Annotated in this window: 20 protein-coding genes; 13 read left to right on the top strand and 7 right to left on the bottom strand. The window is 69.2% G+C overall.

Features of this window, described 5'->3' with window-relative positions:
- Positions 1 to 6 precede the first annotated feature (6 nt).
- Entirely contained in the window at positions 7 to 600 is a 594-nt protein-coding gene (locus tag QSK05_RS09975; protein WP_285596357.1) for a TetR/AcrR family transcriptional regulator, read from the top strand.
- A 47-nt stretch (positions 601 to 647) separates the two neighbouring features.
- Here the strand turns inward: QSK05_RS09975 and QSK05_RS09970 are convergent, their stop codons facing one another.
- Together QSK05_RS09970 and QSK05_RS09965 are read right to left on the bottom strand one after the other, a co-directional pair.
- Entirely contained in the window at positions 648 to 2345 is a 1698-nt protein-coding gene (locus tag QSK05_RS09970) for a right-handed parallel beta-helix repeat-containing protein (protein WP_285596355.1), read from the bottom strand.
- A 77-nt stretch (positions 2346 to 2422) separates the two neighbouring features.
- On the bottom strand, positions 2423 to 2935 hold the full coding sequence (locus QSK05_RS09965; protein WP_285596353.1) for a GNAT family N-acetyltransferase: 513 nt from the start codon (positions 2933 to 2935) through the stop codon (positions 2423 to 2425).
- Between the two features lie 315 nt (positions 2936 to 3250).
- On the opposite strand from QSK05_RS09965, the gene QSK05_RS09960 reads away from it, so the two are divergent.
- Positions 3251 to 3913, top strand: coding sequence for a calcium-binding protein (locus tag QSK05_RS09960; RefSeq protein ID WP_285596351.1), 663 nt, complete (start codon positions 3251 to 3253; stop codon positions 3911 to 3913).
- Between the two features lie 62 nt (positions 3914 to 3975).
- A complete protein-coding gene (locus tag QSK05_RS09955; RefSeq protein WP_285596350.1) occupies positions 3976 to 6801 on the top strand; it encodes a TIM-barrel domain-containing protein in 2826 nt (941 codons plus the stop codon).
- Positions 6802 to 6888: 87 nt separating this feature from the next.
- On the opposite strand, the gene QSK05_RS09950 is transcribed toward QSK05_RS09955, so the two are convergent.
- Entirely contained in the window at positions 6889 to 9414 is a 2526-nt protein-coding gene (locus tag QSK05_RS09950) for a bifunctional diguanylate cyclase/phosphodiesterase (RefSeq protein ID WP_285596348.1), read from the bottom strand.
- Between the two features lie 416 nt (positions 9415 to 9830).
- On the opposite strand from QSK05_RS09950, the gene QSK05_RS09945 reads away from it, so the two are divergent.
- From QSK05_RS09945 to QSK05_RS09900, 10 genes are all read left to right on the top strand, one after another.
- Positions 9831 to 10631 carry a Bax inhibitor-1/YccA family protein gene (locus QSK05_RS09945; protein ID WP_285596346.1) on the top strand — a complete coding sequence of 267 codons (801 nt, stop codon included), beginning with the start codon at positions 9831 to 9833 and terminating at the stop codon, positions 10629 to 10631.
- 99 nt (positions 10632 to 10730) lie between these two features.
- Positions 10731 to 12038: an adenylyl-sulfate kinase gene (gene cysC / locus QSK05_RS09940; RefSeq protein WP_285596344.1), complete on the top strand. Its 1308-nt coding sequence runs from the start codon at positions 10731 to 10733 to the stop codon at positions 12036 to 12038.
- A gap of 107 nt (positions 12039 to 12145) precedes the next feature.
- Positions 12146 to 13444 carry a glutamine synthetase family protein gene (locus QSK05_RS09935; RefSeq protein ID WP_285596342.1) on the top strand — a complete coding sequence of 433 codons (1299 nt, stop codon included), beginning with the start codon at positions 12146 to 12148 and terminating at the stop codon, positions 13442 to 13444.
- Positions 13445 to 13456: 12 nt separating this feature from the next.
- Positions 13457 to 13792, top strand: coding sequence for a hypothetical protein (locus tag QSK05_RS09930; protein ID WP_285596339.1), 336 nt, complete (start codon positions 13457 to 13459; stop codon positions 13790 to 13792).
- A 261-nt stretch (positions 13793 to 14053) separates the two neighbouring features.
- On the top strand, positions 14054 to 15082 hold the full coding sequence (locus QSK05_RS09925) for an SGNH/GDSL hydrolase family protein (RefSeq protein ID WP_285596337.1): 1029 nt from the start codon (positions 14054 to 14056) through the stop codon (positions 15080 to 15082).
- 39 nt (positions 15083 to 15121) lie between these two features.
- Positions 15122 to 16486: a cystathionine beta-synthase gene (locus tag QSK05_RS09920; RefSeq protein ID WP_285596335.1), complete on the top strand. Its 1365-nt coding sequence runs from the start codon at positions 15122 to 15124 to the stop codon at positions 16484 to 16486.
- 235 nt (positions 16487 to 16721) lie between these two features.
- Positions 16722 to 17114, top strand: coding sequence for a response regulator transcription factor (locus QSK05_RS09915; protein ID WP_231485350.1), 393 nt, complete (start codon positions 16722 to 16724; stop codon positions 17112 to 17114).
- Positions 17115 to 17188: 74 nt separating this feature from the next.
- Complete coding sequence (locus QSK05_RS09910; RefSeq protein WP_285596333.1) at positions 17189 to 18862, top strand: sensor histidine kinase; 1674 nt, start codon at positions 17189 to 17191, stop codon at positions 18860 to 18862.
- On the top strand, positions 18859 to 19323 hold the full coding sequence (locus QSK05_RS09905) for a response regulator (protein ID WP_285596332.1): 465 nt from the start codon (positions 18859 to 18861) through the stop codon (positions 19321 to 19323). The genes QSK05_RS09910 and QSK05_RS09905 overlap by 4 nt, the downstream gene beginning before the upstream one ends.
- A 42-nt stretch (positions 19324 to 19365) precedes the next feature.
- The gene (locus QSK05_RS09900; protein ID WP_285596331.1) at positions 19366 to 20844 is read left to right on the top strand and encodes a hybrid sensor histidine kinase/response regulator; all 1479 of its coding nucleotides are present in this window, start codon (positions 19366 to 19368) and stop codon (positions 20842 to 20844) included.
- Positions 20845 to 20970: 126 nt separating this feature from the next.
- Here QSK05_RS09900 and QSK05_RS09895 read toward each other — a convergent pair whose 3' ends face one another.
- From QSK05_RS09895 to QSK05_RS09880, 4 genes are all read right to left on the bottom strand, one after another.
- Entirely contained in the window at positions 20971 to 21369 is a 399-nt protein-coding gene (locus QSK05_RS09895; RefSeq protein ID WP_285596329.1) for a response regulator transcription factor, read from the bottom strand.
- 95 nt (positions 21370 to 21464) lie between these two features.
- Positions 21465 to 23477 carry a vWA domain-containing protein gene (locus QSK05_RS09890; RefSeq protein ID WP_285596327.1) on the bottom strand — a complete coding sequence of 671 codons (2013 nt, stop codon included), beginning with the start codon at positions 23475 to 23477 and terminating at the stop codon, positions 21465 to 21467.
- Between the two features lie 207 nt (positions 23478 to 23684).
- Positions 23685 to 24305 carry a hypothetical protein gene (locus QSK05_RS09885; RefSeq protein WP_285596325.1) on the bottom strand — a complete coding sequence of 207 codons (621 nt, stop codon included), beginning with the start codon at positions 24303 to 24305 and terminating at the stop codon, positions 23685 to 23687.
- A gap of 58 nt (positions 24306 to 24363) precedes the next feature.
- A complete protein-coding gene (locus QSK05_RS09880; RefSeq protein WP_502879740.1) occupies positions 24364 to 25857 on the bottom strand; it encodes a magnesium chelatase in 1494 nt (497 codons plus the stop codon).
- Positions 25858 to 25927 lie beyond the last annotated feature (70 nt).

Genomic DNA, 25927 nt, shown 5'->3' with positions numbered 1-25927 from the left:
ACTGCTATGTCACCGAAGCGTGCCGACCAGGGCACCCGCGTCGCCCTGCTCGATTCCGCCGAGAAGATCTTCGCCAACAAAGGCTATGCCGGAGTGGGCATCAACGAGCTGCTCGGCAGTGTGGGCGTGCCGAAAGGCTCCTTTTACCACTATTTCAGCTCGAAGGACGCGTTCGGCGAGGCGGTGGTGGAGTATTACTTCGAGCACTACCTGCGCGAGATGGACCAGCTCCTGGGCGACACCCGGCGCCCCTGGGCCGACCGGCTCATGGCCTACTGGGACAACTGGCGTGACACCCAGAGCCTGGACGAGTGCCAGGGCCGCTGTCTGGCCGTGAAGCTGGGGGCCGAGGTGGCGGACATGTCCGAGCCGATGCGCCTGGCCCTCAAGTCCGGCACATCCCAGGTGATCGACCGCGTGGAGAAGGCCATCGCCGGCGGCATCGAAGACGGGTCGCTGACCGTGCGCGGTGAGGCCCGGGCGACCGCGGAGTCGCTGTACGAACTGTGGCTGGGCGCCAGCGTCATGGCGAAGGTGAACCGTCACCTCCAGCCGATGGACAACGCTGTGCTGGTCACCCGTCAGTTGCTCGGCATCTGAGGACGGGCCCGGTGACCGCCGTTGTCGGGCGGCCACCGGACCACTGATCAGGACTCGGTCATCGTCGAGCCCTGTGTGGTGGAGCTGGACGGCACCAGGAAGGTGACCGTGGGCAGCGTGCCGTCGGCGTCGCGGGAACCCACGGCGGTCGTCGCGCTGACGGACTTGAAGCTGGAGGCGCTCCAGGTGCCGCTCTGCCACGAGTTGCTGGAGACCTTCACACCGGTGCCGATCGTGGCCGTGGTCGCGTTGGCCACCGACACGTTGCCGGTCAGCGTCGAGGTGGAGATCTTGAAGTAGAAGCCCGCGGCGGCATTGTCGTAGGCGGTGTTGCGGGTGAGGGTCAGGCTGCCGGTGTTGGAGTTCTCGGTGAAGCCGTTGGCGTTGTTGTCCCAGGCCGCGTTGTTCTTCACGATGTGGTTCGCGGAGAGGTTGTCGCCACCGAGCTTGAACCCGTTGCCGTTGCCCTCCCAGCCGGAGATGTTCCAGCGGTTCACGCCGTTGCCGTAGGCCCAGTTGTCCTGGATGGTCACCGGGGACAGGAAGTGCCAGAGGTCGATACCGTCGTCGGCGTTGTTGTACATCCGGTTGCCCTTGACCACGTTCCCGGTGCCGGTGCCGAACTTGATCGCGATCCCGTCGGCGTTCTGGCCCTTGGTCGCGTCGTCGTGGTTCAGGTACAGGTCGTTGTCGAGGATCTTGTTGTTCGTGGTGCCGTCACCGCGCAGGGCGATGCCGGTCTCCTGGTTGTCGTGCACGCGCAGCCGCTGGTAGATCACGCCGGCGCAGGAGGTGCACACCACCGGGTGGTTGAGCGCGTTCTTCACCTCGAGGTCCTGCACGGTCATGTAGCTGGCGGTCTGGTTCCAGGTCCAGGAGTCCGAGGAGATCTTGGAGCCGTCGATGACCGCGTTCTCACCGGTGTACGAGCCGATGATGATGCGCTGGGACGAGGTGCCGCTGGTGGCCGGCTTGAGCGTGGCGGTGGGCTTGTAGGTGCCACCGCGCAGCACGATCGTCTGCCCGGCCTTGACGCTCGAGAGGGCCTTGGCGATCGTCGCGTAGGGAGCCGCCTTGGTGCCGGCCGCGGAGTCGCTGCCACTGGTCGAGACCCAGATGTCACCGGTGCTGAGGCCGGTGCTGCTGGAGGCGGCGCTGGTGGTCGTGGTCGTGACCGGGGTGCTGCCCGAAACCGTCCCGAAGCTCCAGTTGTCGGTGCTGGCCGTGGTCGAGCAGGTCTGCTGGCTCAGCGCCTTGCCCGGGGCCAGGGTCTTGGACCCGGTGTCGGTCAGGCAGAGCTCGGACTGGTCGTTGTCGATCAGGAAGTACGTGGTGGAGGGCTTGATCGCGTAGAACTGCGCCTGCGTCCGGGCGCAGGTCGTGGTCACCAGGCTGCTGCCCGCGGTCGAGTCGGTGACCGCCAGGCACAGACCGCTGCCCTTGTTGACGAAACCCAGCTCGGTGCCGCTGGTGTCGACCGTCCACTGCTGGAAGGCGTCCGAGGAGTCACACGTCGCGCTGACGACCACGGCGCCCTTGGCCGTCGAGCTGCCCTGGACGTCGGCGCAGTACGTGGTGTTCTTGTTGATCAGGGTGACGACGTCGCCCTTGACCGGGGTGGTGGTGGCGGCCGTGGTGGACGGGTTGGCAGCCACGGCGGCGACGGTCGCGCCTCCCGCGGCGACGGCGATCGCCACCACACTGCCGACCGCGATGCGCCGCAGCCTGTGGTTTCCGGTCTTCATCTGGGTTCAGGTTCCCCTCGATCGACTGGTTGCTGACGAGGGGAGTCGCGCCGGGGCGCCCCGAGGTTGCCTGTGAATCAGCCCTGAGCGATGTCGCCCCGCTCGTAGAAGCGCCAGTACTTCTGCAGGTCGCCGGGGATCTCGGTGCCCTCGTAGGGATCCCGCTCGACGAAACCCCGACGTTCGTAAAGGCGCTGGGCCTGCGCCATGAACCGGCACGAGTCCAGGCGGAGCGTAGCGGCACCGAGCTCGTCGACAGCGGTCCCGAGCAGGGCATCGAAGAGGGCCGAGCCGACGCACTGCCCCTGGTGTCCCGGCCGCACGTACATCCGCTTCACCTCCACGACGCCGGGTGCCAGCGTGCGCAACCCACCCATGCCGATCAGGTCGTCCTCGTGCTCGATCACCAGGAGGGCCGCGTCCGGGCCGTCGAACTTCCGCAGCTGCCCGGCCGCTTCGGCGTCGTCCGGAACCGGCATGACCTGCTGGAACTCCTCCAGCAGCCGGCCGGTCGCCCAGGTCAGGTACTCGCGATTCAGACCGACGATCGCATCGAGGTCCGAAGAGAACTGGGCGGGTCTGATTTTCACGTCTGCAGTCCTATCACGCAGATCCTCCGGGCCTCCGGGGCGGCATCAGCGGACGCAGATCACCATGACCGACTGGGATCCGGCGGCGACCGGGCGGCGATCGGGCGGCCGGTCAGATCGCGGACGCGCTGGGGAATCCGGGCTCGCGGATCACTGCCAGGTGAACTGTGGTCCAACTCTTGACTGTCTGATGCGGCTTTTCGCCCCGATACCGGCGAAACGGCTTTAACGTCACATCTGATGCCGAAGTATCTGGCGGATCGACCGCCGAGGCCTAGGCAATGCCTGGCCCGGCCGGAACTCAAGGAGCAGTTCGTGAACGTGCGCAAGCGTTTTGCGATCTTCAGTATGACCGCCGCCGTTCTCGGCAGCCTGGCGCTGGCCGGTGCCGGCCCGGCCACGGCCGCCCTCTCGTGCGGGGGCAAGGCGCCGACCATCGTCGGCACGGCGGGTAATGACGATCTGATCGGCACGTCGAAGAACGACGTGATCATCGCGCTCGGCGGTGGCGACTACATCGAGGGCAACGGCGGCAACGACCTGATCTGCGCCGGAGCCGGGAGCGACACCATCTACCCGCTGGCCGGGAACGACAAGGTCTGGGGCGACTCCGGCGACGACTACCTCGCGGGGGAGGGTGGCGGCAACGACACCTACTACGGCGGTAGCGGTGACGACATGGTCTATGGCGGCAAGGGCAGCGATGTGCTGAACGGCGACTCCGGCGAGGACTACGTCATCGGTGGCGCGGACAACGACAAGATCTACGGCGGCACCGACAGCGACCTGCTGGCCGGCGAGAGCGGCAACGACTACCTGGCCGGTGGCGCGGGCCCCGACACGCTGTACGGCGGTGCGGGCAACGACAGCCTGTATGGCAACGCCGGCAATGACTGGCTCGCGGGTGAGAGCGGCACGGACAAGCTTTCCGGCGGCACCGGCAAGAACCATGTCTACCAGGGCAAATTCCCGAGCTGAGGCACCAGGACAGGTCTCCGTCCGGTCAGTCGGACGGGGGTCTGTCCGAAATCATGTGATTCATGCAGAATGACGGGATGCCCGGTCAAGGAAGATCTCGGCTGCTGCTGGCTCTCGGCCTGACAGCGGTGTTGCTCGCCCCCGTCCCTTCGGCTCAAGCGGCTCAGACAGCTCAAGCGGCTGAGCGGGCCCCCGACCGGTCCGTGGTGACCTCGGGGTCGGCCCGGTTCCAGGTGCTGTCGCCCACGCTGATCCGCACCGAGTTCGCGGGAGACGCGAAGTTCGTCGACGCAGGCACTTTCAACGTCGTCGGCCGCACGAAATTCACGTCTCCCCGCTTCACCACCCGCACGGGCAACGGCTGGCTGACCATCGACACCGGCGAGATGACCTTGCGTTATCGCACCGGGTCGGGGGCTTTCGCCGCCGACAACCTCCAGGTGAGACTGACGGCCGGCCGGCAGTCGGTGCAGGCAGCGCCCTGGGCCGGGCAGGGGGCCGTGGCCTGCGCCTTCGCCACCCTCTGCGAGGCCGAGGCGCTCTCCCTCGACGGACTGGCCCGGGCTACCGATCACAGCGGCTACACCGGTGGTGGTTTCGCTGCCGGGTACGAGGCGCCCGGCAGTTCGCTGCGGTTCTCGGTGAACGCCCCGAGCAGCGGAACCTTCCAGCTGGCGGTGCGGTACGCGAACGACCGGGGCGGCGACGGGCAGGTGACCGGCCGCACGCTGCGTGCGGTGGTGGACGGCGACGCCGGGCAGCAGTTCGCCCTGGCGCCCACCGGTTCCTGGGACACCTGGGCCGTGGTGAACGTGCCGGTGACTCTGTCGGCGGGGCGCCACGAGGTGACGATCGTGCGTGGACCGGCCGAGTCGGGCCAGGTCAACGTCGACAGCCTGGCCCTCACCGAGACCGGGGCGGCCTATCCGGCCCCTTCGGTCCCGATTCCGCAGCCCTGTTCCTTCGGCACGGTCTGCGAGGCGGACACCGGGGTGCTCGCCGGCGGGGCAAAAATTGCGGACGATCACAACGGCTACTCCGGCAAGGGTTTCGTTGCCGGGATGGAACGGGCCGAGTCGTCGGACACGATCACCGTGAACGGGGTGCCGAAGGCCGGGAAGTACCAGCTGCAGCTGCGGTACGCCAATGCCAAGGCAGGTTCTCAGCCGGTGCAGACGCGAACCGTCGCCGTCCAGGTCGGGAGCGCCACCGCGTCCACCCTTGACCTGAAGGCGACCAGTGGCTGGGACCACTGGCGCACCGTGACCGCCCCGGTCACCCTCGCCGCCGGCACCAACACCGTGAAACTGGGCTGCCCGGCCGAGGACAGCTGCCACGTGAACATCGACACGGTGGCCCTGACCACCACCGGCGAAACTCTTCTCGTGCCCCACGCCCCGCTGGGCGGCTATCGGCGCGGGCTCGACGGGGTGAACGGCGACGCCAAGTCCACCCCGGGCCTTCTCTACCAGGACGGCTGGTCGCTGCTCGACGACACCGCGTCCGCCCTGTGGAACCCGGCCACGAAAAAGGTGACGCAGCGCGCCTCTCATGCCGGCGGGTACCAGGACGGCTACGTGTTCGGGTACGGGCAGGACTACTCGACCGGCCTGAGCGACCTGTCGAAGCTGACCGGGCCGACCCTGACGCTGCCGAAATGGGCCTACGGCGTCTGGTACGCGGAGTACTACGACCGTACGGCGGCGCAGTTCCAGGAGATCGTCCGGCGTTTCCAGAAGGAGAAGGTGCCGCTGGACGTGCTGGTGGTGGACACCGACTTCAAGAAGCCGGATCGGTGGAACGGGTGGTCGATCGACGAGACCAGGTTCCCCGACCCGAAGGGTTTCAACGACTGGCTCCACGCCCAGGGCCTGCACACCACCTGGAACATCCACCCGAGCATCCTGGGCAGCGACCCGAAGTTCGCCGCCGCCCAGGCAACGGCGAAGGGAAAGCTCAAGCGCACCGGCTGCAACGGCGGCGCGGACTGTTACAGCTTCGACTGGGGCGATCCTGACCAGCTGGCGGCCTATCTCGACCTGCACGACGACATCGAGAAGCAGGGCGTGGACTTCTGGTGGCTCGACTGGTGCTGCGACGCCTCCAGCTCGTCACTGGCCGGGGTGACCCCGGATGCCTGGATCAACCAGCAGTACGCCGAGCGCAACGGTTTCGCGTTCAGCCGGGCCTACGGCTCCTTGCAGGCGGGTGGGTACTCGAACCCGGCGTCGGTGGCGACCGGGCCGTGGGCCGACAAGCGCACCACGCTGCACTTCACCGGTGACACCCTCTCGACCTGGGAAACCCTGCAGGCACAGGTCGGTTACACGCCGGGTGAGTCGGCGGCGACCGGGCTGGCGGCGATCAGCCACGACATCGGCGGGCACACCGGCGGCCTGCAGGAGCCGGGTTCGGAACCGGGCAGCACGAAGCTGCCCGACGACCTGTACGCCCGCTGGGTGCAGCTCGGCACCTTCCAGCCGATCGACCGGCTGCACTCCAACCACAGCGACCGGCTCCCGTGGCAGTACGGACCGGCGGCGCAGGCCTCGGCCGAGAAGTTCCTGAAACTACGCAAGAAGCTTCAGCCGTACACCTACGCGGCCGCGCAGGAGGCGACCCGCACCGGTACGCCGATCGTCCGTCCGCTCTACCTGGCCTACCCCGGTGAGCAGGAGGCGTACGCCTCCGCCGGGTCCGAGTACCTCTACGGACCGGACCTTCTCGTCGCCCCGGTGACCACCGCCGGCACGAGTGCCACCACGTCGGTCTGGTTCCCGCCGGGCAGCACCTGGAAGGACTACTTCACCGGGAAGAAGTACAAGGGTGGCAGTACCGCGCAGATCACCACCGGTCTGGACACCATGCCGGTGTTCGTCAAGAGCTAGGCGATGGGGACGGCCCGCCCGACCCGGGCGCGGCCGTTCTCCCTGGCGTTGTACAGGCTGGAGCCGGCGGCGTGGAGCGGACCTGCCCTACTCCTCGGGATCCCGGCGGATCACCATCGGGCTGGTCGCGTCCGGGTCGTCGTAGCCGGGCGGCCGGAAGGTCCAGGTGGTCTCCGGCTCGAAGGTGGTCTCCGGCTCGAAGGTGGCCTCCGGCTCGAAGGTGGTCGACGGGTCCAGGGCGGTGGCCGGCTCGAAGGTGGTCCCGGGTGCGAAGCTGGCCGCCGACGCGAAGGAGGTCGGCGGATCGGACGTGAAGTCGAAGGCCGGTGGGGGCTTCAGGGTCTGCCAGCCCTTCTTCGGCTCGGCGAGCAGGTTGCCCTGGGCGTGCGTCACCCCGAGGGCGGCGAGATGGTCCAGGTCGGCGGCGGTCTCGGCGCCCTCGGCGCAGATCAGTGAGCCCATCATCTCGGCGTAGACGACCAGGCCCCGCACCACCGCGGTGCGTCCCGGGTCGACCGCGCAGCCCACCACGAGCGTGCGGTCGATCTTCACCATGTCGGGTTGCAGCATGGCCAGCCGGGCGAACTCCTGGGCCCCGGCGCCGACGTCGTCCAGGGCGATGCCGGCGCCCCGGTCGCGCAGGTCGTTGATGACACGAACGAGGTCGTTCATGTCGACGTCGCCCGGGTCCTCGCTGAGCTCGATCGTGATCCCGGACAGGTCGTCGGGCAGGCCGGTCCGCATCCGGGCAGTCATCAGCGCCCGGGCCGAGGCGTTGACGTACAGGCCGTGGCCCGGCGGTCGGCCGGGCAGGTCGAGCGCGGCCTGGATCGCCGCCAGTTCCAGCAGGTCGCCGAATCCCTCGCGGTAGGCCTGCCGGAAGACCTCGCTGGTCGGCAGGGAGGTCCCCAGGGCGTCGAAGCGGGCCAGCGCCTCGTGCGCGCAGACCTGTTGCACCCGCAGGTCGACGATCGGCTGGGTGACCATCTCGAAGCTCGGCATGCGGTGCACCCGGCGCCGGCCCCGGCGGGAGGTCACGGGCGGGCCGGACTCGTCGTAGGGCTTGATCGGGTCGGCCTTGACGGTGATCGAGGTGAACGAGATCGGCCCGGTCGGCGGTCCGGCGGGGGGTTCGTCACCGGCGATCACCACCCGGTCGCGGCCGGCCCGTTTGGCCGCGTACAGCGCCTCGTCGGCGGCGGCCACGGCGCGGCCCGGGTCGGTCGATGGGTCCCACTGCGCCACCCCGGCCGAGAAGGTCTGGCCGTGCGGCGTCACCTGGCGCAGCCGTTCCAGCACGGTGGCCAGCTGCAGAGGGGTGAAACCGGGCGCCAGTAGCGCGAACTCCTCACCGCCGTAGCGCGCGAGCAGGGCCGGCGGGCGCAGCTGGGCGGTCCACGCGGCCACCGAGTCCCGCAGCAGCATGTCGCCGGCCTGGTGTCCCTTGGAGTCGTTGAACAACTTGAACTTGTCCAGGTCGATCATCGCGATGCACAGCGAGGTGCCGTGCTCCCGGGCCATGTCGGTGGCGCGCGCGACCTCGTAGTCCCAGGTGCGCCGGTTCGGGGCCCCGGTCAGGCCGTCGGTGCGGACCAGCCCTTCCAGCCGCACCGACTGGTCCTGCACCGTCGAGATCAGCCAGAGGATGCGGACCAGCATGAGCAGGCAGACCAGCAGCATGCCGGCGGTGATGATCGGCCAGTGCCGGGCCTGACTGGCGAAGCCGTCGGCCAGCAGCACCATGCCGGGCAGGATCAGCGCCAGCACCAGCGCCGCCTGGCGACGGCGGCTGAGGGTGTTGCCGGGCTCGGCCGGTTCCGGATCGGCCAGTTCGCGCATCGAGGCGGCACAGGCGGCCGCGCCGATCAGGAGGTAACCGATCAGCCAGCCGGCCTCGACCAGACCGCTGGACCGGCTGGTGGAGAAGATCAGCGACGACACCTGGTACCCGGTGTCCGACACCAGCATCAGCGCGATGCCCGAGGCCAGTGAGAGGTAGGAGAGCGAGCGGGCGCTGGGCACCGAGTACATCCGGGCCAGCACGCCGAGCAGGAACAGGTCGCCGAGCAGGTAGGCGGTGCCGATCGTCTTGGTCGCCAGGGGGAGCGACGAGCTCTCGGCCAACGGGGCGATCAGGAAGACCCCGATCACCACGCCGAGGCTGGTGGTCAGCACCAGGGCGTCGATCACGGCGCCGTGGTCGCGGTTGCTGCCCCGGGCCCGGGAGAAGTCCAGCGTGCCGCCGGCCAGCAGGGGGTAGGCGCACAGCGAGATCAGGTCGGACAGGGCCGGGAGGCTGCCCGTGGTCGTGCCGCCGTCGATGAGGGCGACCAGGTCACCGAGCAACCAGATCGCGGCTCCGGCGAGCAGCAGGTACCAGCCGCGGCGACGCGTGGGTGCGAATTTGAGGACGCCCGCCAGCCCGGCCGCGATCGCGCCGGCACCGACGATCACATGGAGAACTCCGGTGGCCCCGCCGGACACCAGCGCCTGGACCGGCACCAGCAGGGCGAGCAGGGCCAGGACGCCGAACAGGACCGGAGACGTCACCCAAGGGCGCTCGGCCTGTTCGTTCTCCTCGCGTTGGCTGTCGCTCAGCACGAAGGACTGCACCTAGCTCCTGCCTTGATCGCTCCGGGAGGATTGCTCACCGCGAGGTCGAAAACCCCGACATCCCACGGTGCAATCGCCTGGACGAGAAGGGTATCGGGGACAGGCCGGTCATGACACAACCATCACAGGCGTAACTGGGGCATCTATTGGCACCGTTGTCACCCATTGGTGGGACCGGTGGAGCGCACGGTGATCATCCGGGCACCTATGGGCCTGATCTCCCGGACATTCGGGCAGGTCGGCGTGTGGCGGGGGGTCCGCGGCGGGTGTGGGGTAAAACTTCACAGAAAGATCTTCGGGCCGGGAACTTCCCCGGCCGGGCGAACATTAGATTCACAACGGTCGCACAAGGTCGACCGGGCCCGGACGTGGGAACTACGGGCAGAAGGAGACGCGAACAAACGGTCGGAGGACCGATGGAAAGCAGAAACCCTGTCTTCGGGCGCAGTGAGCAGTTTGCCCGTGGGGGTTACGCGACGTTCGACACGCGCACGCCGACCGCCGATGACCTGCAGGGGATGTACGAGAGCCCGTCGGCGAGGTCGCGTAACACCGACCGCATGACCATCGACGACGTGGTGGTGCGCACCGCATCACTGTTCGCCGTGCTGCTCGTGGCGGCCGCTGGCGTGTTCGCACTGATCGAGCCGAGTGACCCGATCCTGTTGCCGGTGACCTTCGGTGGCGCGATCGTCGGGTTCGTGCTGAGCCTGGTGATCTCGTTCAGCAAGAAGATCCGCCCGGCCCTGATGTTCGTCTATGCGGCGGCCGAGGGCCTCTTCGTCGGCGGCATCAGCCTGGTCTTCAACTCGTTCCAAGACGGCATCGTCATGCAGGCCGTGCTGGGCACCCTGGGTGCCTTCGTCTCGATGCTGGCGTTGTACAAGTTCAACGTCGTGCGCGCCACCCCCAAGTTCACCCGCGTGCTGATGATCGCCGGCGTCGGGTACATGGCGTTCGCCGTGATCAACCTGCTGGTCAGCGTGATCACCGGCAACAACGCGTACGACAGCCCGCTGGGCTGGCTGATCGCCGGCTTCGGCGTGGCCCTCGCCTCGTTCTTCCTGATCCTCGACTTCGACTTCGTCGAGCAGGGCATCCGCAACGGACTGCCCCAGGAGTTCGCCTGGACGGCCGCCTTCGGCCTCCTGGTGACGCTGGTCTGGCTCTATGTCGAGATCCTGCGTCTTCTCGCGATCCTGCGCGGCGACGACTGATCACCAGCGCTTCGAAGCAGATCGCCCCTGCCAGGCTCCTCCTGGCGGGGGCGATCTTTGTCCGGGTCTGCGCGGTCGTCACAACGTAGGCTGGCGACCGTGCCCGAAGAAAACAGCCCCGCCCTCAGCTGGCACCCGCCGCAGTCGTTGCTGGAGATCGCCGAGCTCGTGCTGACCGGTGCCTTACCGGTCGCTCCGGGCATCGTGGAGGTGCCCTCGGATCTGGGGGAGCGCCTGGACGCCGGTGCGGCGGTCACGCTCGAGGATGCCGAGGGGACGCCGGTGGCCACCCTGACGCGCCGGGTGGCGGGAGGACCGGGTTCCGGGGAGCCGGTGGGTGCGGAACCGGTGGGCGCCGGGCACGTGTCGCTGCCCGAGTTCACACCGTTGAAGCCGTTCACCCACGGCCCGGCGCGGGCGGCCCGACAGGCCCCCGCCCAGGTACGGGCCGCTTTCCCGGAGGGCGCCGCGGTCCTGGCCGTGCCGGTCACCGGGCTGCTCACCGCAGCGGCCGTGGAAGAGGTGCGCGATCGGGCCCGGCAGACCGGGCACCACCTGCTCTGGATCGCCGTGGCCGGGGCCGGTCGCAAGCTTCGGCTGCCGGCCGACGGCCTCTGGCGGGCCGTGCGGGACGTGGCCGCCGAGTCGGGTGAGACGGCCGTGCTGGTCGCGGTGCCCTGGCTCACCCACACCGACGACGCGGCGCTGCTCACGGCTGTCGCCCGGGGTTACGGGGCCACCGACGTGCTGACCCCGGAAACCCTGGAGATCCCGGAGACCCCGAACGGCCGGGAGGGCGAACTGCACCCGGCCTTTGCCCGTGAGTACGCCCGCGCGGTGCCCCCGCCCCACCGCCGGGGCCTGACCCTGTTCTTCACCGGCCTGTCCGGCTCGGGCAAGTCGACGGTGGCCAAGGCCCTGGCCGAACGGCTGCTCGACCACACCACGCGCACCGTGTCACTGCTCGACGGTGACGAGGTACGCCGCATGCTCTCGGCCGGGCTCACCTTCAGCCGGGCCGACCGCGACCTGAACATCCGGCGCATCGGCTACGTCGCCGCCGAGATCACCCGGCACGGCGGCCTGGCGGTCTGCGCGCCGATCGCGCCGTTCGAGGCAGTGCGTGCGCAGGTGCGGACCGAGGTCCAGCAGGCCGGTGACTTCGTGCTCGTGCACGTCGCCACCCCGCTCGAGGAGTGCGAGCGCCGCGACCGCAAGGGCCTGTACGCCAAGGCCCGGCGGGGCGAGATCGCTGATTTCACCGGGATCTCCTCGCCCTATGAGATCCCGGTCGATCCCGAACTGCGCATCGACACCACCGGCATCACCGTCGAGGACGCGGTCGACCAGGTCTGGTCGCTGCTGACCGAGCGCGGCTACCTGACGGCACCACCGAACCGTTCGTGATCAGGCAAGCCTTTCCCGAACCCGGACAGGTGGGGGATTGCATGATCACGAGAGCTCATCGTCGTTAGCTCATCGTCGTTCGACGACCCGGGGAAGGGACTTCCGCGATGGCCGCACCGTTGGAGCTGGACGAGTTCGAGCGTCTGGTGAGTTCGGGACACGTCGACACCGTGGTGGTGACGTGGACCGACCCGGCCGGACGGTTGCAGGGTGAGCGGGTGCACGCCCGGCACTTCTCCGGGTCGGTCCTTACCGACGGCCTGAACCTGGGGTCGGCGGGTCTGGCGGTGTCGCCCGGCGCCCTGGTGCTGCGGCCCGACCCGTCGACGTTGCGGCCCGCACCCTGGCTGGCCGGGTCGGTGATGGTGCAGGGCGACCTGTTCCGCGCCGACGGCCTGCCGGTGCGCACGGCTCCCCGGCAGGTGCTCGCGGCCCAGGTGCAGGATGCCGCCGACCTCGGGGTGGTGCCCACCGGCGCGATCTCCGTGCAGTTCGGCGTGTTCGGCACGAGCTACGCCGAGGCGGCCGGGCGGAACTGGTCCGGTCTGCCCCGGGCCACCGGCGGGAGTGCCCTGGGCGGCACCAACGTGGACGAGGAGCTCCTGCGCGATCTGCGCCAGACCGCCTACAACTCGGGGCTGACGGTGCAGACGTCACACGGCACCGGCGTGCCTGGGCAATACGACGTCGCCTTCCGGCACGACGGCCTGATCCGCACGGCCGACCATCACGTCGTGTTCCGCACCGCCGCGACCGAGCTGGCCGGGCGCCACGACAAGGCCCTGACCTTCATGGCGCGCTACGACGAAGGGCCCGGCAACGGGGCCCGGATCTCGATGAGCCTGCGCGGCCTGGACGGTGCGTTCGTCTTCGCCGACTCCGCCAACCAGGACTTCTCCGACGGGCGCAGCGCGGTCCTGCGCAGCTTCGTCGCCGGGGTGCTGGCCACCCTGCGCGACTTCACCCTGCTCTACGCGCCCACGGTGAACTCGTACAAGCGGTTCCGGCCCGGCAACAGCACGATCACCTGGGGTGAGAACGGAACGGCGGGCGCCCTGCGGGTGACTGGCCGGGGCGAGAGCCTGCGCGTGCAGAACCGGGTGCCCGGTGCCGACGTGAACCCCTATCTGGCCCTGGCCGGCATGCTCGCCGGGGGCCTGTACGGCATCCGCGCGGGCCTGCCCCTGGAACAACCACTGATCGGTGACCCCCGCGCCCCCGGTCTGGCCCGGCTGCCGGCCACCCTCACGGCCGCCCGTCAGGCTTTCGCCGGGTCCGACCTCGCCCGCAACGCCTTCGGTGAGGATGTCGTGGCCATGTGCCTGCGAGCGGCCGACGCCGAGCTCGCCGCGTTCGGCGCGGTGGTCACGGACTGGGAGCGGCAGCGGGGGTTCGAGCTGCAGTGAGAACCTTCCACCATGTCTGAAGCGCTGAGCCCCACCCACGACGAGGCCGTGAAACGGCTCGACCGTCTGGCCGACCGGCTGCGGGTGGTCGGCCCCCGCCTGGCCGCCCGGCAGGGCGAGGAGGCCGCGCAACTGCTCACCCAGGTCCGCGCCGGGCTGCAGCAGATGGCCGACCTGACCGCCGAGGCCGACGGTGAACCGCGTCGCGAGCTGCCCGTGCTGAAGGCCCACGCCCTGGCCGACCAGGCCCTGGTGCTCGGCAACGACCTGCTGCGCGGGGGCGAGCGCAGCGATCTCTTCCGGGCCCGCGCGGTCGAGGCGATCGTCGCCGTCCACGCCCTGGTATGACCTACTAGATCTTCGTCACGTGGGTCGCTGACCGAATTTCGTTCGGGGTAGGCCGATTCGTGACCTGTTTCGGGAATCAAAACCCAAAGTCCGCTTGCTGCAGTACATGGGCGAGGCGTGTCTCGCAGAGGGTCCCGGCGACGAAGGTGGGGTGGCAGCCAGAACTGGTTCCCGGGCCGTGGTTACGGTGTTGCCTGAACACGCCTGCGCTGTTCAACTGCGGGATGGGGTACTGGTTACCCACTGGCGATGGGAGCGCACGTGAGTCGAGCCGACAGGGCACGGAGGATCGCAGCCGCGGCGGCCTTCGGCGGAGGGGGTATCGGCGCGGTGGGCGCGGCGGCCTACGGGCTGCTGCTGACCGAGGTGCAGATCGCGCGCAAGGTGATCGGCCAGCCCTTCGGTAGTGCCGGTCCCGGCGGTGAGGGGCGCTACGGAGACTTTCCCGGGGAACCCGTCCAGCTCGTCATGCTCGGTGACTCGACCTCGGTGGGCCTGGGGGCCGACCACGGCTACCAGACGCCCGGGGCGGTGATCTCGGCCGGACTGGCGGCGATCGCCCGGCGCCCGGTCGAGATGCGGATGTACGGACGGGTCGGCGGTCAGTCGTGGGAGCTGGAGGGCCAGACCGTGCGCGCCCTCGAAGAGGGGGCCAAACCCGACGTTGCGGTGATCATGGTCGGCGCGAACGACGTGACCCACCGGGTGAAGCCGCAGGTGGCGGTGCGCGCGCTCGAGGCGTCCGTGCGCCGGTTGCGCGACGCCGGCGTCGAGGTCGTCGTGGGCACCTGTCCCGACCTCGGAACCATCCAGGAAATCCCGCATCCACTGAGGTATATCGCGCAGCGGCTGAGTCGCCAGCTGGCGGCCGCGCAGACCATCGCCACGGTCGAGGCGGGCGGGGCGACGGTGTCGCTGGCCGACCTGCTGGCCGGTGAGTTCCGCAACCACCGGGTCGACATGTTCGCGAGCGACCGGTTCCACCCCTCGGCCACCGGCTACGCCCGGGTGGCCGACGTGATCCTCCCGAGCGTCGCGACCGCTCTGGGCTACCTGCCCGGCGAACGGGACCGGGTGCCCGACTACCGTCGCGGTGAGGGGATCGACGACATCGCGCATGCCGCGGTCCGGGCCGTCGACACCGCCGGTACCGAGGTGTCCGGCATCGAGGTCTCCGGAGCCGAGCGTGGCCCGCGGGGTCGCTGGGCGGCGTTCCGGCGGCGTCGTGCACCCCGGACGGGTGACGAGTCCGTGGTGGCCGCGACCGGAGAGGCATCACAAAACCCGTAGTTCCTCGCCGCCTGCGGCTGCGTGGGGTTGGATGGGCCCGTGAAGTACGCAGAATCGATCGTTGAGCTGATGGGCAATACTCCGCTGGTCCGGCTGGGCCGGATCGCCGAGCACGTGGCACCCCTCGTGCTGGCCAAGGTGGAGTACCTGAACCCGGGCGGATCCGTGAAGGACCGCATCGCGTTGAGGATGATCGAGGCCGCCGAGAGGGACGGGCTGCTACGCCCGGGCGGCACGATCGTCGAGCCCACCTCCGGAAACACCGGGGTCGGCCTGGCGCTCGTGGCCCAGCGCAAGGGCTACAAGTGTGTGTTCGTCTGCCCGGACAAGGTCAGCAAGGACAAGCGCGACGTGCTGGCCGCCTACGGCGCCGAGGTAGTGGTCTGCCCGACCGCGGTGGAACCCGACCACCCGGACTCCTACTACTCGGTCTCGGACCGGCTGGTGAAGGAGATCGACGGCGCCTGGAAACCGAACCAGTACGCCAACCCCGAGGGACCGGCGAGCCACTTCGCCACCACCGGCCCGGAGATCTGGAACGACACTGACGGCAAGGTGACGCATTTCGTCGCCGGTGTCGGTACCGGTGGCACGATCACCGGTACCGGCCGCTTCCTCAAGGAAGCGTCCGAAGGACGCGTGAAAGTGATCGGGGCGGACCCCGAGGGATCCGTCTACTCCGGGGGCACCGGGCGTCCCTACTTGGTCGAAGGTGTGGGAGAAGACTTCTGGCCCAGCGCCTACGACCCGTCGATCCCCGACGAGATCATCGCGGTCTCCGACGCCGACTCGTTCGCCATGACCCGTCGTCTGGCCAAGGAGGAGGGACTGCTGGTCGGTGGTTCCTGCGGCATGGCCGTGGTGGCCGCGCTGCGCGCCGCCGAGAAGCTGACGAAGGACGACGTGCTGGTCGTGCTGCTTCCCGATGGTGGACGCGGTTACCTCGGCAAGATCTTCAACGACCAGTGGATGGCCTCCTACGGTTTCCTCAGCCAGGACGGCGGCATGACCGTCGGCGACGTGCTCCACGCGAAGGCCGGTGACCTGCCCGCCCTGGTGCACACCCATCCCACCGAGACGGTGCGCGACGCCATCGAGATCCTGCGCGAGTACAGCGTCTCGCAGATGCCCGTGGTGAAGGCCGAGCCGCCGGTGATGGCGGGTGAGGTGGCCGGGTCGGTCAGCGAGCGCGATCTCCTCGAGGCCGTGTTCACCGGCCGGGCGAACCTCGCCGACCCGGTCGAGAAGCACATGTCCGCGCCGCTTCCCCTGGTCGGCGCAGGAGAACCCGTCGAAGTGGTCAGGAAGTCGCTGGAGCAGGTCGATGCCGTGATGGTGGTCGCGGACGGCAAGCCGACCGGCGTGCTCACCCGTTTGGATCTGCTGGGCGTCTACGCCGGCTGAGTAGGTCGTTCCGCCGAACGGGTGGAGTTGTGTGGCGGCCCGCCGAGCGGGCCGCCACCTGCGTTTGTGCAGGTGGTGACCGTAACCGCGGGCCGCGCCACTGCGTCGTCCGGGCGCTCACCCGGATAGGGCATCCGAGTGTGACCGGGCCCGGGACTGAAGGAAGTACCCCCTTCGCGCCGATGGAACAGGGCAAGCGACTTCCCCGGAACATCCCCGCGAACGAGGAGGCACCGTGGCCCGACTGCTGGTGGTCGAGGACGACCCGGATGTGCGTGACCTGATCTCCATGCGACTGGTCATGGTCGGGCACCGCGTCATCGCGATGCCCGACGCCGACCTGGCGCTCGACTCCGTGGACCAGTTCGGCGCGCCGGACGCCTACGTCCTGGACGTCGGCCTGCCCGGCATGGACGGCTTCGACCTGCTCACCCGGCTGCGCCGGGGGCACGAGGACATCCCGGCCATCTTCGTTTCCGCCTCCGCGCGGGAACGCGACATCCTGCGGGGGCACGAGCTCGGTGCCGCCTACCTGACCAAACCGTTCGCCGCCCACGCCCTGCTGGACGCGGTGGACGAGGCAATCACCGGACGTCCCATCCCCTCGGTCACCGAACATGCCTGGTGACCAACGGACATGGCTGGTGACACGGGGCATCAGACCGTTCGGTGGATGGCCGCCAGACAGCCGGGGGTGGGGACGTGATCGACCCGGTGCTGCCCCTGGATTCCTCCGCAACAACGACTTTCGTTCCACCGACCAATGGTGGGCACTCACTGATCGATCTGTTGTGGCGTAATTCCGAGGCATCCATGATGGTCGTGGACTCCCACCGGGTGGTGCGGCTCGCCAATCCGGCCGCGACCCCTCTGCTGGGTGCCCTGGGGGTCGCCGTCGGCGATCGGGTCGAACGGTTCGCGCAGCAGGTGCGCCCCGTGCGCACCGGGCCCGACGGGCGTCCCCTGGTCGACGAAGCGGTTGAACTGGCACCTCTGGCCAGGGTTCTGGCGGGTGCCACACTGTCGCGGGAGCTGGTGAGCGCTCGCCTGCTGCGGGAGGGGGAACCGCGCCGGATGATGCTGTCGGGCCAGCCGGTCGAGCTGGACGACGGCACTTTCGGTGCACTGATGATCTGGACCGACATCACCGACAGCTGGCAGTTCGCCGAACGCAGCCGTAACGAGCTGGACCGGCTCGCCCGTCTGCTCGAGGGGGCCTCGGACTACGCGATCATCATGCTCGACCGCGGCGGCCAGGTACACAGCTGGAGCGCCGCGGCCGAGCGGATGCAGGGGTACCGCAGCGACGAGGCGATCGGTCTGCCCTACGCCTCGTTCTTCGACGCGGCCGACCAGGCCCACGGGGTGCCGGCCCAGATCCTGGCCGATGCCGCGGTCCTGGGGAAGATTCATGTCGAGGGCAAGCGGGTGCGACGTGACGGCTCGGTGTTCTGGGCGCACGCGTCGATCTCGGCGATGCGCGACGATCGGGGTCGGCTCCAGGGATACGTCAAGGTCACCCACGACGTCTCCGAGCAGCGGGCGTCCGAGCAGGCCAGCCAGGAGCTGACCGAGCTGCTGGAGGAGCGCGTGGCCGAGCGCACCGTGCAGCTGGAGCAGAAGAACGCCGACCTGGCTGCGGTCAATTCCGAATTGGAGGCGTTCTCCTACAGCGTCTCCCACGACCTGCGGGCACCTCTGCGGGCGATGAGCGGTTTTGCCCGGATCATGGCGGAGGAGTACGGCGGTCAGATGTCGCCCGAGGCTCTGCAGTATCTCACCAAGATCACCGATAATGCCGAGCACATGGGTAATCTCATCGATGCCCTGCTGTCGTTCTCGCGCATGCAGCGCCAGCAGATGCAGTCGCAGCCGATCGACATGGGGATGCTGGCCCAGGAGTGCTGGAACTCGCTGGAGTCGGCCCGTGAGGGCCGCTCGATCGAGTTCGTGCTGGCCCCGCTGCCGCCGGCCTACGGGGATCGCCGGCTGATCCGGCAGGTGTGGATGAATCTGCTGGACAACGCCATCAAGTACACCGGCAGGAAGGACACGGCCCGGGTCGAGGTGCGGGCCGAGGTTGCCGAGGAGGACGAGAAGCCCAGCGGCGGGCCGGATCCGCGGATGGTTCCGGACACCGTGATGTATCTGGTGAAGGACAACGGGGCGGGGTTCGACATGCGGTACGCGGACAAGATCGGGCAGGTGTTCCAGCGGCTTCACCACAACGACGAGTTCATCGGGACCGGCATCGGCCTGGCCCTCTCCCAGCGCATCGTGCAGCGGCACGGCGGTCAGTTGTCTGCCGTGGGCGAGCCGGGGGTGGGCGCGACGATGGGTTTCACCCTTCCCGCGCCGGGAGGTGAGCTGCGGTGAGCGACTGGCTGCTGCTGGTGGAAGACAGTCCGCACGACCGGGAGCTGGCGCTGCACGCTCTGCGCAAGGGGCGTTTCCCAGGACGGGTCGAGGCTGCCAATGACGGCGTCGAGGCGCTGGACCTGCTGTTGTGCCGCGGTCCCTGGGCCGGGCGGGATCCGCACGACCTGCCCCGGGCGGTGCTGTGCGACATCAAGATGCCGATGCTGTCCGGGATCGATGTGCTGCGGGAGATCCGCGCGAACCCGGTGCTCGCAGAGGTGCCGGTGGTGATGATGACGTCATCGGCGGAGGACAGCGACCTGGAGACCTGCTACGGCCTGGGCGCCAACAGCTACATCGTCAAGCCGGTGGAGATCGAGCCCTACTTCGCGACGGTGCTCGACATCGGTCGGTACTGGCTGGTTTACAACCTTCCACCCCGCGATCGGAGGGTCGTGCTCGTCGGTGGCGGTCACTGAGCACGAAAGCGCGGTATCGGTAAAACATCACGGGAGACACCAATGCCATCGCCACTGCGGCTGCTGATCGTCGAGGATCGACCCGACGACGCCGAGCTGCTCCTGCTCGAGCTGAAACGAGCCGGATACGAACCGACCTGGACGCGCGTCGAGACCCCGGAGGAATTCATCGCCGGTCTCGCCGAACAGCCGGACATCGTGCTCTGCGACTACTCCCTGCCGTCCATGACGGCACCGGACGCACTGCGCATGTTGCAGGACCTCCAGGTCGACATTCCCCTGATCGTGGTCAGCGGGGTGATGGACGAGGGCACCTGCGTCAATTCCCTGCGGCAGGGGGCTACCGACTACCTGCTGAAGGACCGCCTGGTGCGCCTGGCCCCGGCCATCGAGCACGCCCTGGCCGGGCGCCGCCTGGCCACCCAGGCCCGGACGATCGAGCAGGAACGCCGCGAGACCGCCGAGATCCTGCGCGGGGTGGTCGATCACGCCCCGGCGGCGATCTGTGTACGCGACGCGACCGGTCGAACTCTGCTCACCAACGCCGAGTTCGACCGCCTCCGTCCCACCGGTGGCACCGGCCGTCCCATCACCCACGACCGGCGCAAGCTGACCTCCGTGGAACAAGCCTGTCTGGACGGTGCCGACAAGGTGGAGGGCGAGGAGACCTGGGCGGTCGACGGGGAGGACCGTACCTACCTGGTCGTCCGCTACCCGGTGGTCGACGGAACCGGTCGGCGCTTCGCGATCGGCGCGATCTATGTCGATATCTCCCGGCAGAAGCAGGTCGAGGAGGAACTGCGCGAACTCGACCGGCTGAAGGGCGAATTCGTCGCCACCGTGAGCCACGAACTGCGCACGCCGCTGACCAGCATCACCGGCTACGCGGAGATGCTGCTGGCCGGTGACGCCGACGAGGTGCACCGGCGCATGATCCAGGTGATCGATCGCAACTCCCGTCGTCTGCTCACCCTGGTCGAGGATCTCCTGACCCTCTCGCGCGTGGACTCCGGCATCGCCGCCCGGATGGACGAGGAAGTCGACGTGGCCGAGCTGGTCGCCCAGGCCGAGGGCGTGCTGGGCCCGGCGATGGAGTCGCAGGGGGTCGCGCTCGAGGTGCAGATCGCCCCCGGCCTGCCCTGTCTGCTGGGTAATCGGTCGCAGCTGGAACGTGTACTGCTGAACCTGATCTCGAACGCGGTGAAGTTCTCCTCAGCCGGCGGGACGGTGACGGTCACGGCCTCGATGCCCGATCTCGACCGGCCGACCGTGGATATCAGCGTGGCCGACACCGGCATCGGGATCCCGGTGGAGGAGCAGGAACAGCTCTTCACCCGTTTCTTCCGCACCGAACAGGCCCGGCTGCAGGCGATCCAGGGCACCGGTCTGGGGCTGGCGGTGGTGCGGCAGATCGTCGACGGGCACCAGGGCTCGATCGCTGTGAAGAGCGCAGCCGACGAGGGCGCCACCTTCACGGTCAGTCTCCCCGCCCTGCGCCCGGCGGCCCTCGTCCGTCAGTAACCGCAACCGCAAAGTCCTCCGTGATCATGCAAAATGCCCCCGGTGTTCTAGAACTCTCCGCTCGACAGTTCTAGAACACCGGGGACATTTTGCATGATCACGAATGGTTTGGGAGGGAAGAAGCGCCTACTCGTCCGGGGTCGCGTCGACGACCTGGTGCTCCTGGGCCAGCATCGACTCCACCCGCCAGACCAGGGCGCGGGGGCTGAAGGGCTTCACGATGTAACTGTCGGCCCCGGCCGCGTGGCCGAACTCGATGTCCGACTCCGTGCCCCGGGCCGAGAGCATGAGGACCCGCACGTCGGCCAGGGTCTGGTCGGCGCGCAGGGCCTTGCAGATCTCCAGGCCGCTGTGCTCGGGCAGCATCCAGTCGAGCACCACCAGGTCGGGTGTCAGGCCACTTGCGGCCGCCATCCCGGCGTAGCCGTCAGCGGCGACCCGCACGGCGTGACCGGCTCCGCTCAGGGCTGCGAAGAGCAGGTCGCGGATGTCGGGGTCGTCGTCGATCACCAGGATCTCGGCCATGGGCATCCCCTGTCGGGTCAGGATGTGCGGACGTCGGGCAGTCATCGGCCCGTTCGAGACCGACCTTGAGCGACAAGGGGACGCTTTTCGGTGCGCTAGCGGCGGCCCTTGCGGGCCTTCAGATAGTCGCTGACCACGTACTCGCCCAGATTGTCCAGGCCGGGGCTGAAGACCCGGCCACCGTTGCGCCGGGCGATGGCGTCGACGAAGCGGCGCAGGCCGGGGTTCTCGCCCAGCATGAACATGTTGATGGCCGCGCCGTAGCGGGTCAGGGCGTCGACCTCGGCCACGGTCAGGTTGATGGTGGTCTGGGTGGGTGGGTAGTCGAAGTAGGCCACACCGTCTTCGAGATGGGCGGTCGGCTCGCCGTCGGTGACCACCAGCACCACCGGCTCGGCGTCGGGATGGCGGCGCAGGTGCCGGCCCGCGATCGACAGGGCGTGCTGCAGGTTGGTGCCCTGGACGTAGTCGGGTTCGATACCGGCCAGCTGCTCCACCGTCAGTTTCGCGGCGTAACGGCCGAAACCGACGATCTGCAGGGCGTCCTGCGGGAACCGCGTGGCCACCAGGTGGGCCAGGGCCAGGGCCGTCTCCTTCATCGGGCCCCAGCGGCCCTCGGAGATCATCGAGTAGGACAGGTCCACGCACAGCGCCACGGCCGCACTGGCCCGGCGCTCGGTCTCGACCACCTCGAAGTCCTCGGCCTGCAGGGAGATCACGGACGACCCCGAAGACGCGCTGCGGTGCACCGCGTTGGTCAGGGAGCGCACCACGTCGAGGGGCTGTTCGTCACCGAACTCCCACCGCCGGGAGGCGCCGGTGGCATCGCCGGCCGCACCCGCGTCGCGCAGGTCGTGCTCGCCCCGGCGGCCGGACCCCAGATGCGCGAACACCTGGCGCAGCGCGGTCTGCCCGAGGCGGCGCAGAGCCTTGGGCGAGAGTGTGAGCGCCCCGTCGGCCCGGGTCAGCCAGCCCTGCCGTTCCAGCTCGCGCTCGAGCTCCTGCAGCGCCTGCACGTCGGCCGCCGCTCCGGCGCCGAGCGAGCGCTCCACGGTCTCCACGTCGATGTCGTCCAGCGTGGCGCCGGGATGGTCCTGGCCCAGCTGGTCGATCAGGTCGTCCAGATCGGCCAGCTCCTGCAGCGCGCCCGCCGCCTCGCCGTAGCCCATCTCGCCCTGGCCCCGCATGCGCCGGCCCTCGCCGCGTCCCTCGCCCCAGCCCTCGCCGGGGCGCAGCGCGCGGAGGTTGTCGGTCAGCTGCCCCATCTTGTCCTGCAGGCCCGCGTCTCCCAGTGCCTGCTGCATGAGGCCCTGGAGCTCTTCGCGCTGCTGCGGGCTGAGCGCGTTCATCAGGCGCTCGGCGGCGGCGGCCTGCCGGGCCAGGGAGTCGATCAGTTCCTCGACGTTCTGGGGATCGTCGGGGAACATCTGGCCGTGCTTGGCCATGAACTGCTGGAAGTCCTCGGGTGTGTCCTCGCCGCGAGTGTGCTTGTCCAGCAGCCCGTTCAGGTCGTCGAGCATCTCGTTCATCGCGGCCATGGCCGCCGCCCGCTGCTGCGGGTCGGCGTCCGGCCCCAGCCCTTGCAGGGCATTGCGCATGCCGTTGAACTGCTGGTCGATCACGTCGGTGCGCAGGCCGTCGAGGATCTGCCGGTAGATCTGCCCGGCCTCCTGCGACGCCCAGCGGTACTCCGAGAGCTCTTGCACCGCAGCTGCCGTCGACCGGGGGAGGGCGTCCAGCTGGGCCTCGGCAAACCGCGCGTCGTCGCTGTCGCGCAGCGCCAGCTCTTCCTTCTCCGCGGCCAGGGCCTGGTCGAGCTGGGCCCGGGCCCGGGTCACGGCACCGTCGAGCCGCCCTCTCCGGGACGTCTCCCGACGCCGGCGCTCGGCCCGTGCCCGCAGGTCGTCCAGCCCGGTCCGGCGCCCGTTCTCGTCGGGCAGACCGCGCCGCAGCAGGTCACGCAGGGCCTCACGGACGTTCTCGCCGTTCAGTACCCGGTCACCGACCGCGTCCAGCGCCTTGCGCACGTCGTAGGGTGCGGCCAGCGGGTCGGGCCCACCCCGCCACGGCCCGTACCGGTAACGGGGGTCACGTCGCCGAGAAGTCACGGTACGACCGTACGTGCTTCCCCGGCCCGATGGTCACCCCTGATCGCTCTTGGCTGATCACCCGCGTTTCGGGAATAAAACGGGCCTACCCGCCGCTGACACCTCACGCAGGTAGAACTTCGGAACCCCGGGCTGAACTCCTGCACCCCCGATCCAGCATCACCGGGGACGATCCGCGGGCCAGACCGTTCCCCGTGGATGCTGCTGCTACGACAGCACCCGGGGCACCACCGTCAGTGCCCCGAACACGCTGCCGTAGGCCTGGTTCTTCATGGCGCCCCCCGAATACCCGAAGGTCTTCAGCACGCCCTTCCCCTTGCCGTTCCAGACCACGGCCACCCCGGTATTCGCGGCCTTGGTGGCATCTTTCCCGGGAGCCCCGACAGCCAGGTTGTCCAGTCGCTGACTGCCCCGGGCCGGGGCACCGGTCAGCGTGCCGATGAACCGGCCCAGGTGATCGCCCGATCGTGCGGTGCCACCGAGGGCCTTGCCCTTGCCCTGGGTGAGGAGCTTCGAGGCACAACCGTTGCCGCCGAAGGCGGTGGGCAACGTCTGCACGAAGACTCCGCCGGCGTCTTTCGCCGTCCCGACATCTTCGCCGGGCGCTCCGGCCAGTACACCGAACGGTGATACCGATGCGCCGAACCGGTTGCCGGCCCGTGCCGAACCGCCCACCCCACCGGTGTTCTGGGTGAAGGTGTAGGCCGAGGTGAGCAGGTCGGTCGTGATGTCGGTGCGTACGAACACCACCTCACCGGCGTCCTTGGCCGATCCGACGTCTTCGTGCGGTACTCCGGCCACCACGCCGTTGTACTGCTCGGCCAGCACCTCGCCGAACTGGTCGCCGCTCTCGGCCTGCCCCGGATGCCAGCCCCTTCGTCATTAGTTACGCGCCGTCGCCGCCGTAGACGGTGCGCCCGTCGGCGAGGAAGTCCTTCGCCAGGCGCCGCGTGAGATGCAGCCCCTCCAGGGTGAACTCGATGGCGCTGGCGGCCTCGGCCGGGCCCGGGATCTCGTCGAAGCCCAGGCGCTCCAGCACGGTGGCCAGGCCGGGAACGGTGCCGAGCTGGGCCAGCAGGTCGGTGGAGGCGACGGCCTCACCGGTGCTGATGCCCTCGCCCTCGGCGACCGCCGCGACAAAGCCGGTCAGGTCGATCCCGGCCAGCCGGTTGCGCCAGGTCTCGGCGACCGAGCGGCGCAGCAGGTGCTCCAGGAGTTCCATCTCGCGACCTTCGCCGTCGGCCTCGAACTCGACCTTGCCGCGCAGGGTTCCGGTGATCGCGTCGGTGTCGCCCACCCGCGCCACCGCCGGGGTCTCCTCGCCGTTCAGGGTGGCCCGGCGCAAGGCGGAGGCGGCGACCGTCTCGGCCGCGGCGATCGAGAACCGGGCCGAGACACCGGATCTCTGGTCGACCGCGTTGGACTCGCGCACCGCGCGGGTGAACCGGGCCAGCACCTCGACCAGGTGGTCGGGCAGCACGGCAGCCAGCTGGGCCTCCTGCCGCACCAGGGTCATCTCGAGGTCGAGATCGACCGGGTAGTGCGTGCGGATCTCGGCGCCGAAGCGGTCTTTCAGCGGAGTGATGATGCGCCCGCGGTTGGTGTAGTCCTCCGGGTTGGCGCTGGCGAGCAGCAGCAGGTCGAGGTCCAGGCGCAGCACGTAGCCACGCACCTGCACGTCGCGCTCCTCGAGCACGTTCAGCAGCGCCACCTGGATGCGCTCGGCCAGGTCGGGCAGCTCGTTGACGGCCATGATGCCGCGGTGCATGCGGGGTACCAGACCGAAATGGATGGTCTCCGGGTCGCCCAGGGTGCGGCCCTCGGCGACCTTCATCGGGTCGACATCACCGATCAGGTCGCCGACGCTGGTGTCGGGCGTGGCCAGCTTCTCGGCGTAGCGGGCCTCCCGGTGGACCCAGGCCACCGGCAGGTCGTCGCCGAACTCGGCGGCGCGGCGGATCGAGGCCGGGGTGATCGGGTCGTAGGGGTGCTCGTTCAGCTCCGCACCCTCGATGACCGGCGTCCACTCGTCGAGCAGCCCGACGATCGTGCGGATCAGCCGGGTCTTGCCCTGGCCGCGCTCGCCCAGCAGCACCAGGTCGTGGCCGGCCAGCAGGGCACGCTCCAGGTCGGGCAGCACGGTGTCGTCGAAACCGACCACACCGGGGAATCGCGGTTTGCCCGCGCGCATGAGCTCGAGCAGGTTGACCGAGATCTCCTGCTTGACGGTGCGGTGCACATGCCCGGAGGCGCGCAGGGTACCCAGCGTGGTGGGCAGGTGGTCGGGCCAGGAGGTCGTGGTCTCCGGTGAGGTCGTCACGCGACGAAGGTACGTCGGTGAACGGTCGCCCGGCACCCTGTGGGGGCGGTGGATCCGCATTTACGCCGGGAGCGTGATCGGGAATAGGAGCCCGGCGGTCACTGATTGAGGACGCCGTACAGCTTTCGCG

Origin of the sequence: Kineosporia sp. NBRC 101731, assembly GCF_030269305.1 — a bacterium.
Lineage (GTDB): Bacteria > Actinomycetota > Actinomycetes > Actinomycetales > Kineosporiaceae > Kineosporia.
The sequence above is the reverse complement of the archived record's forward strand: the minus strand, read 5'-3'. Positions and strand labels throughout refer to the sequence as shown.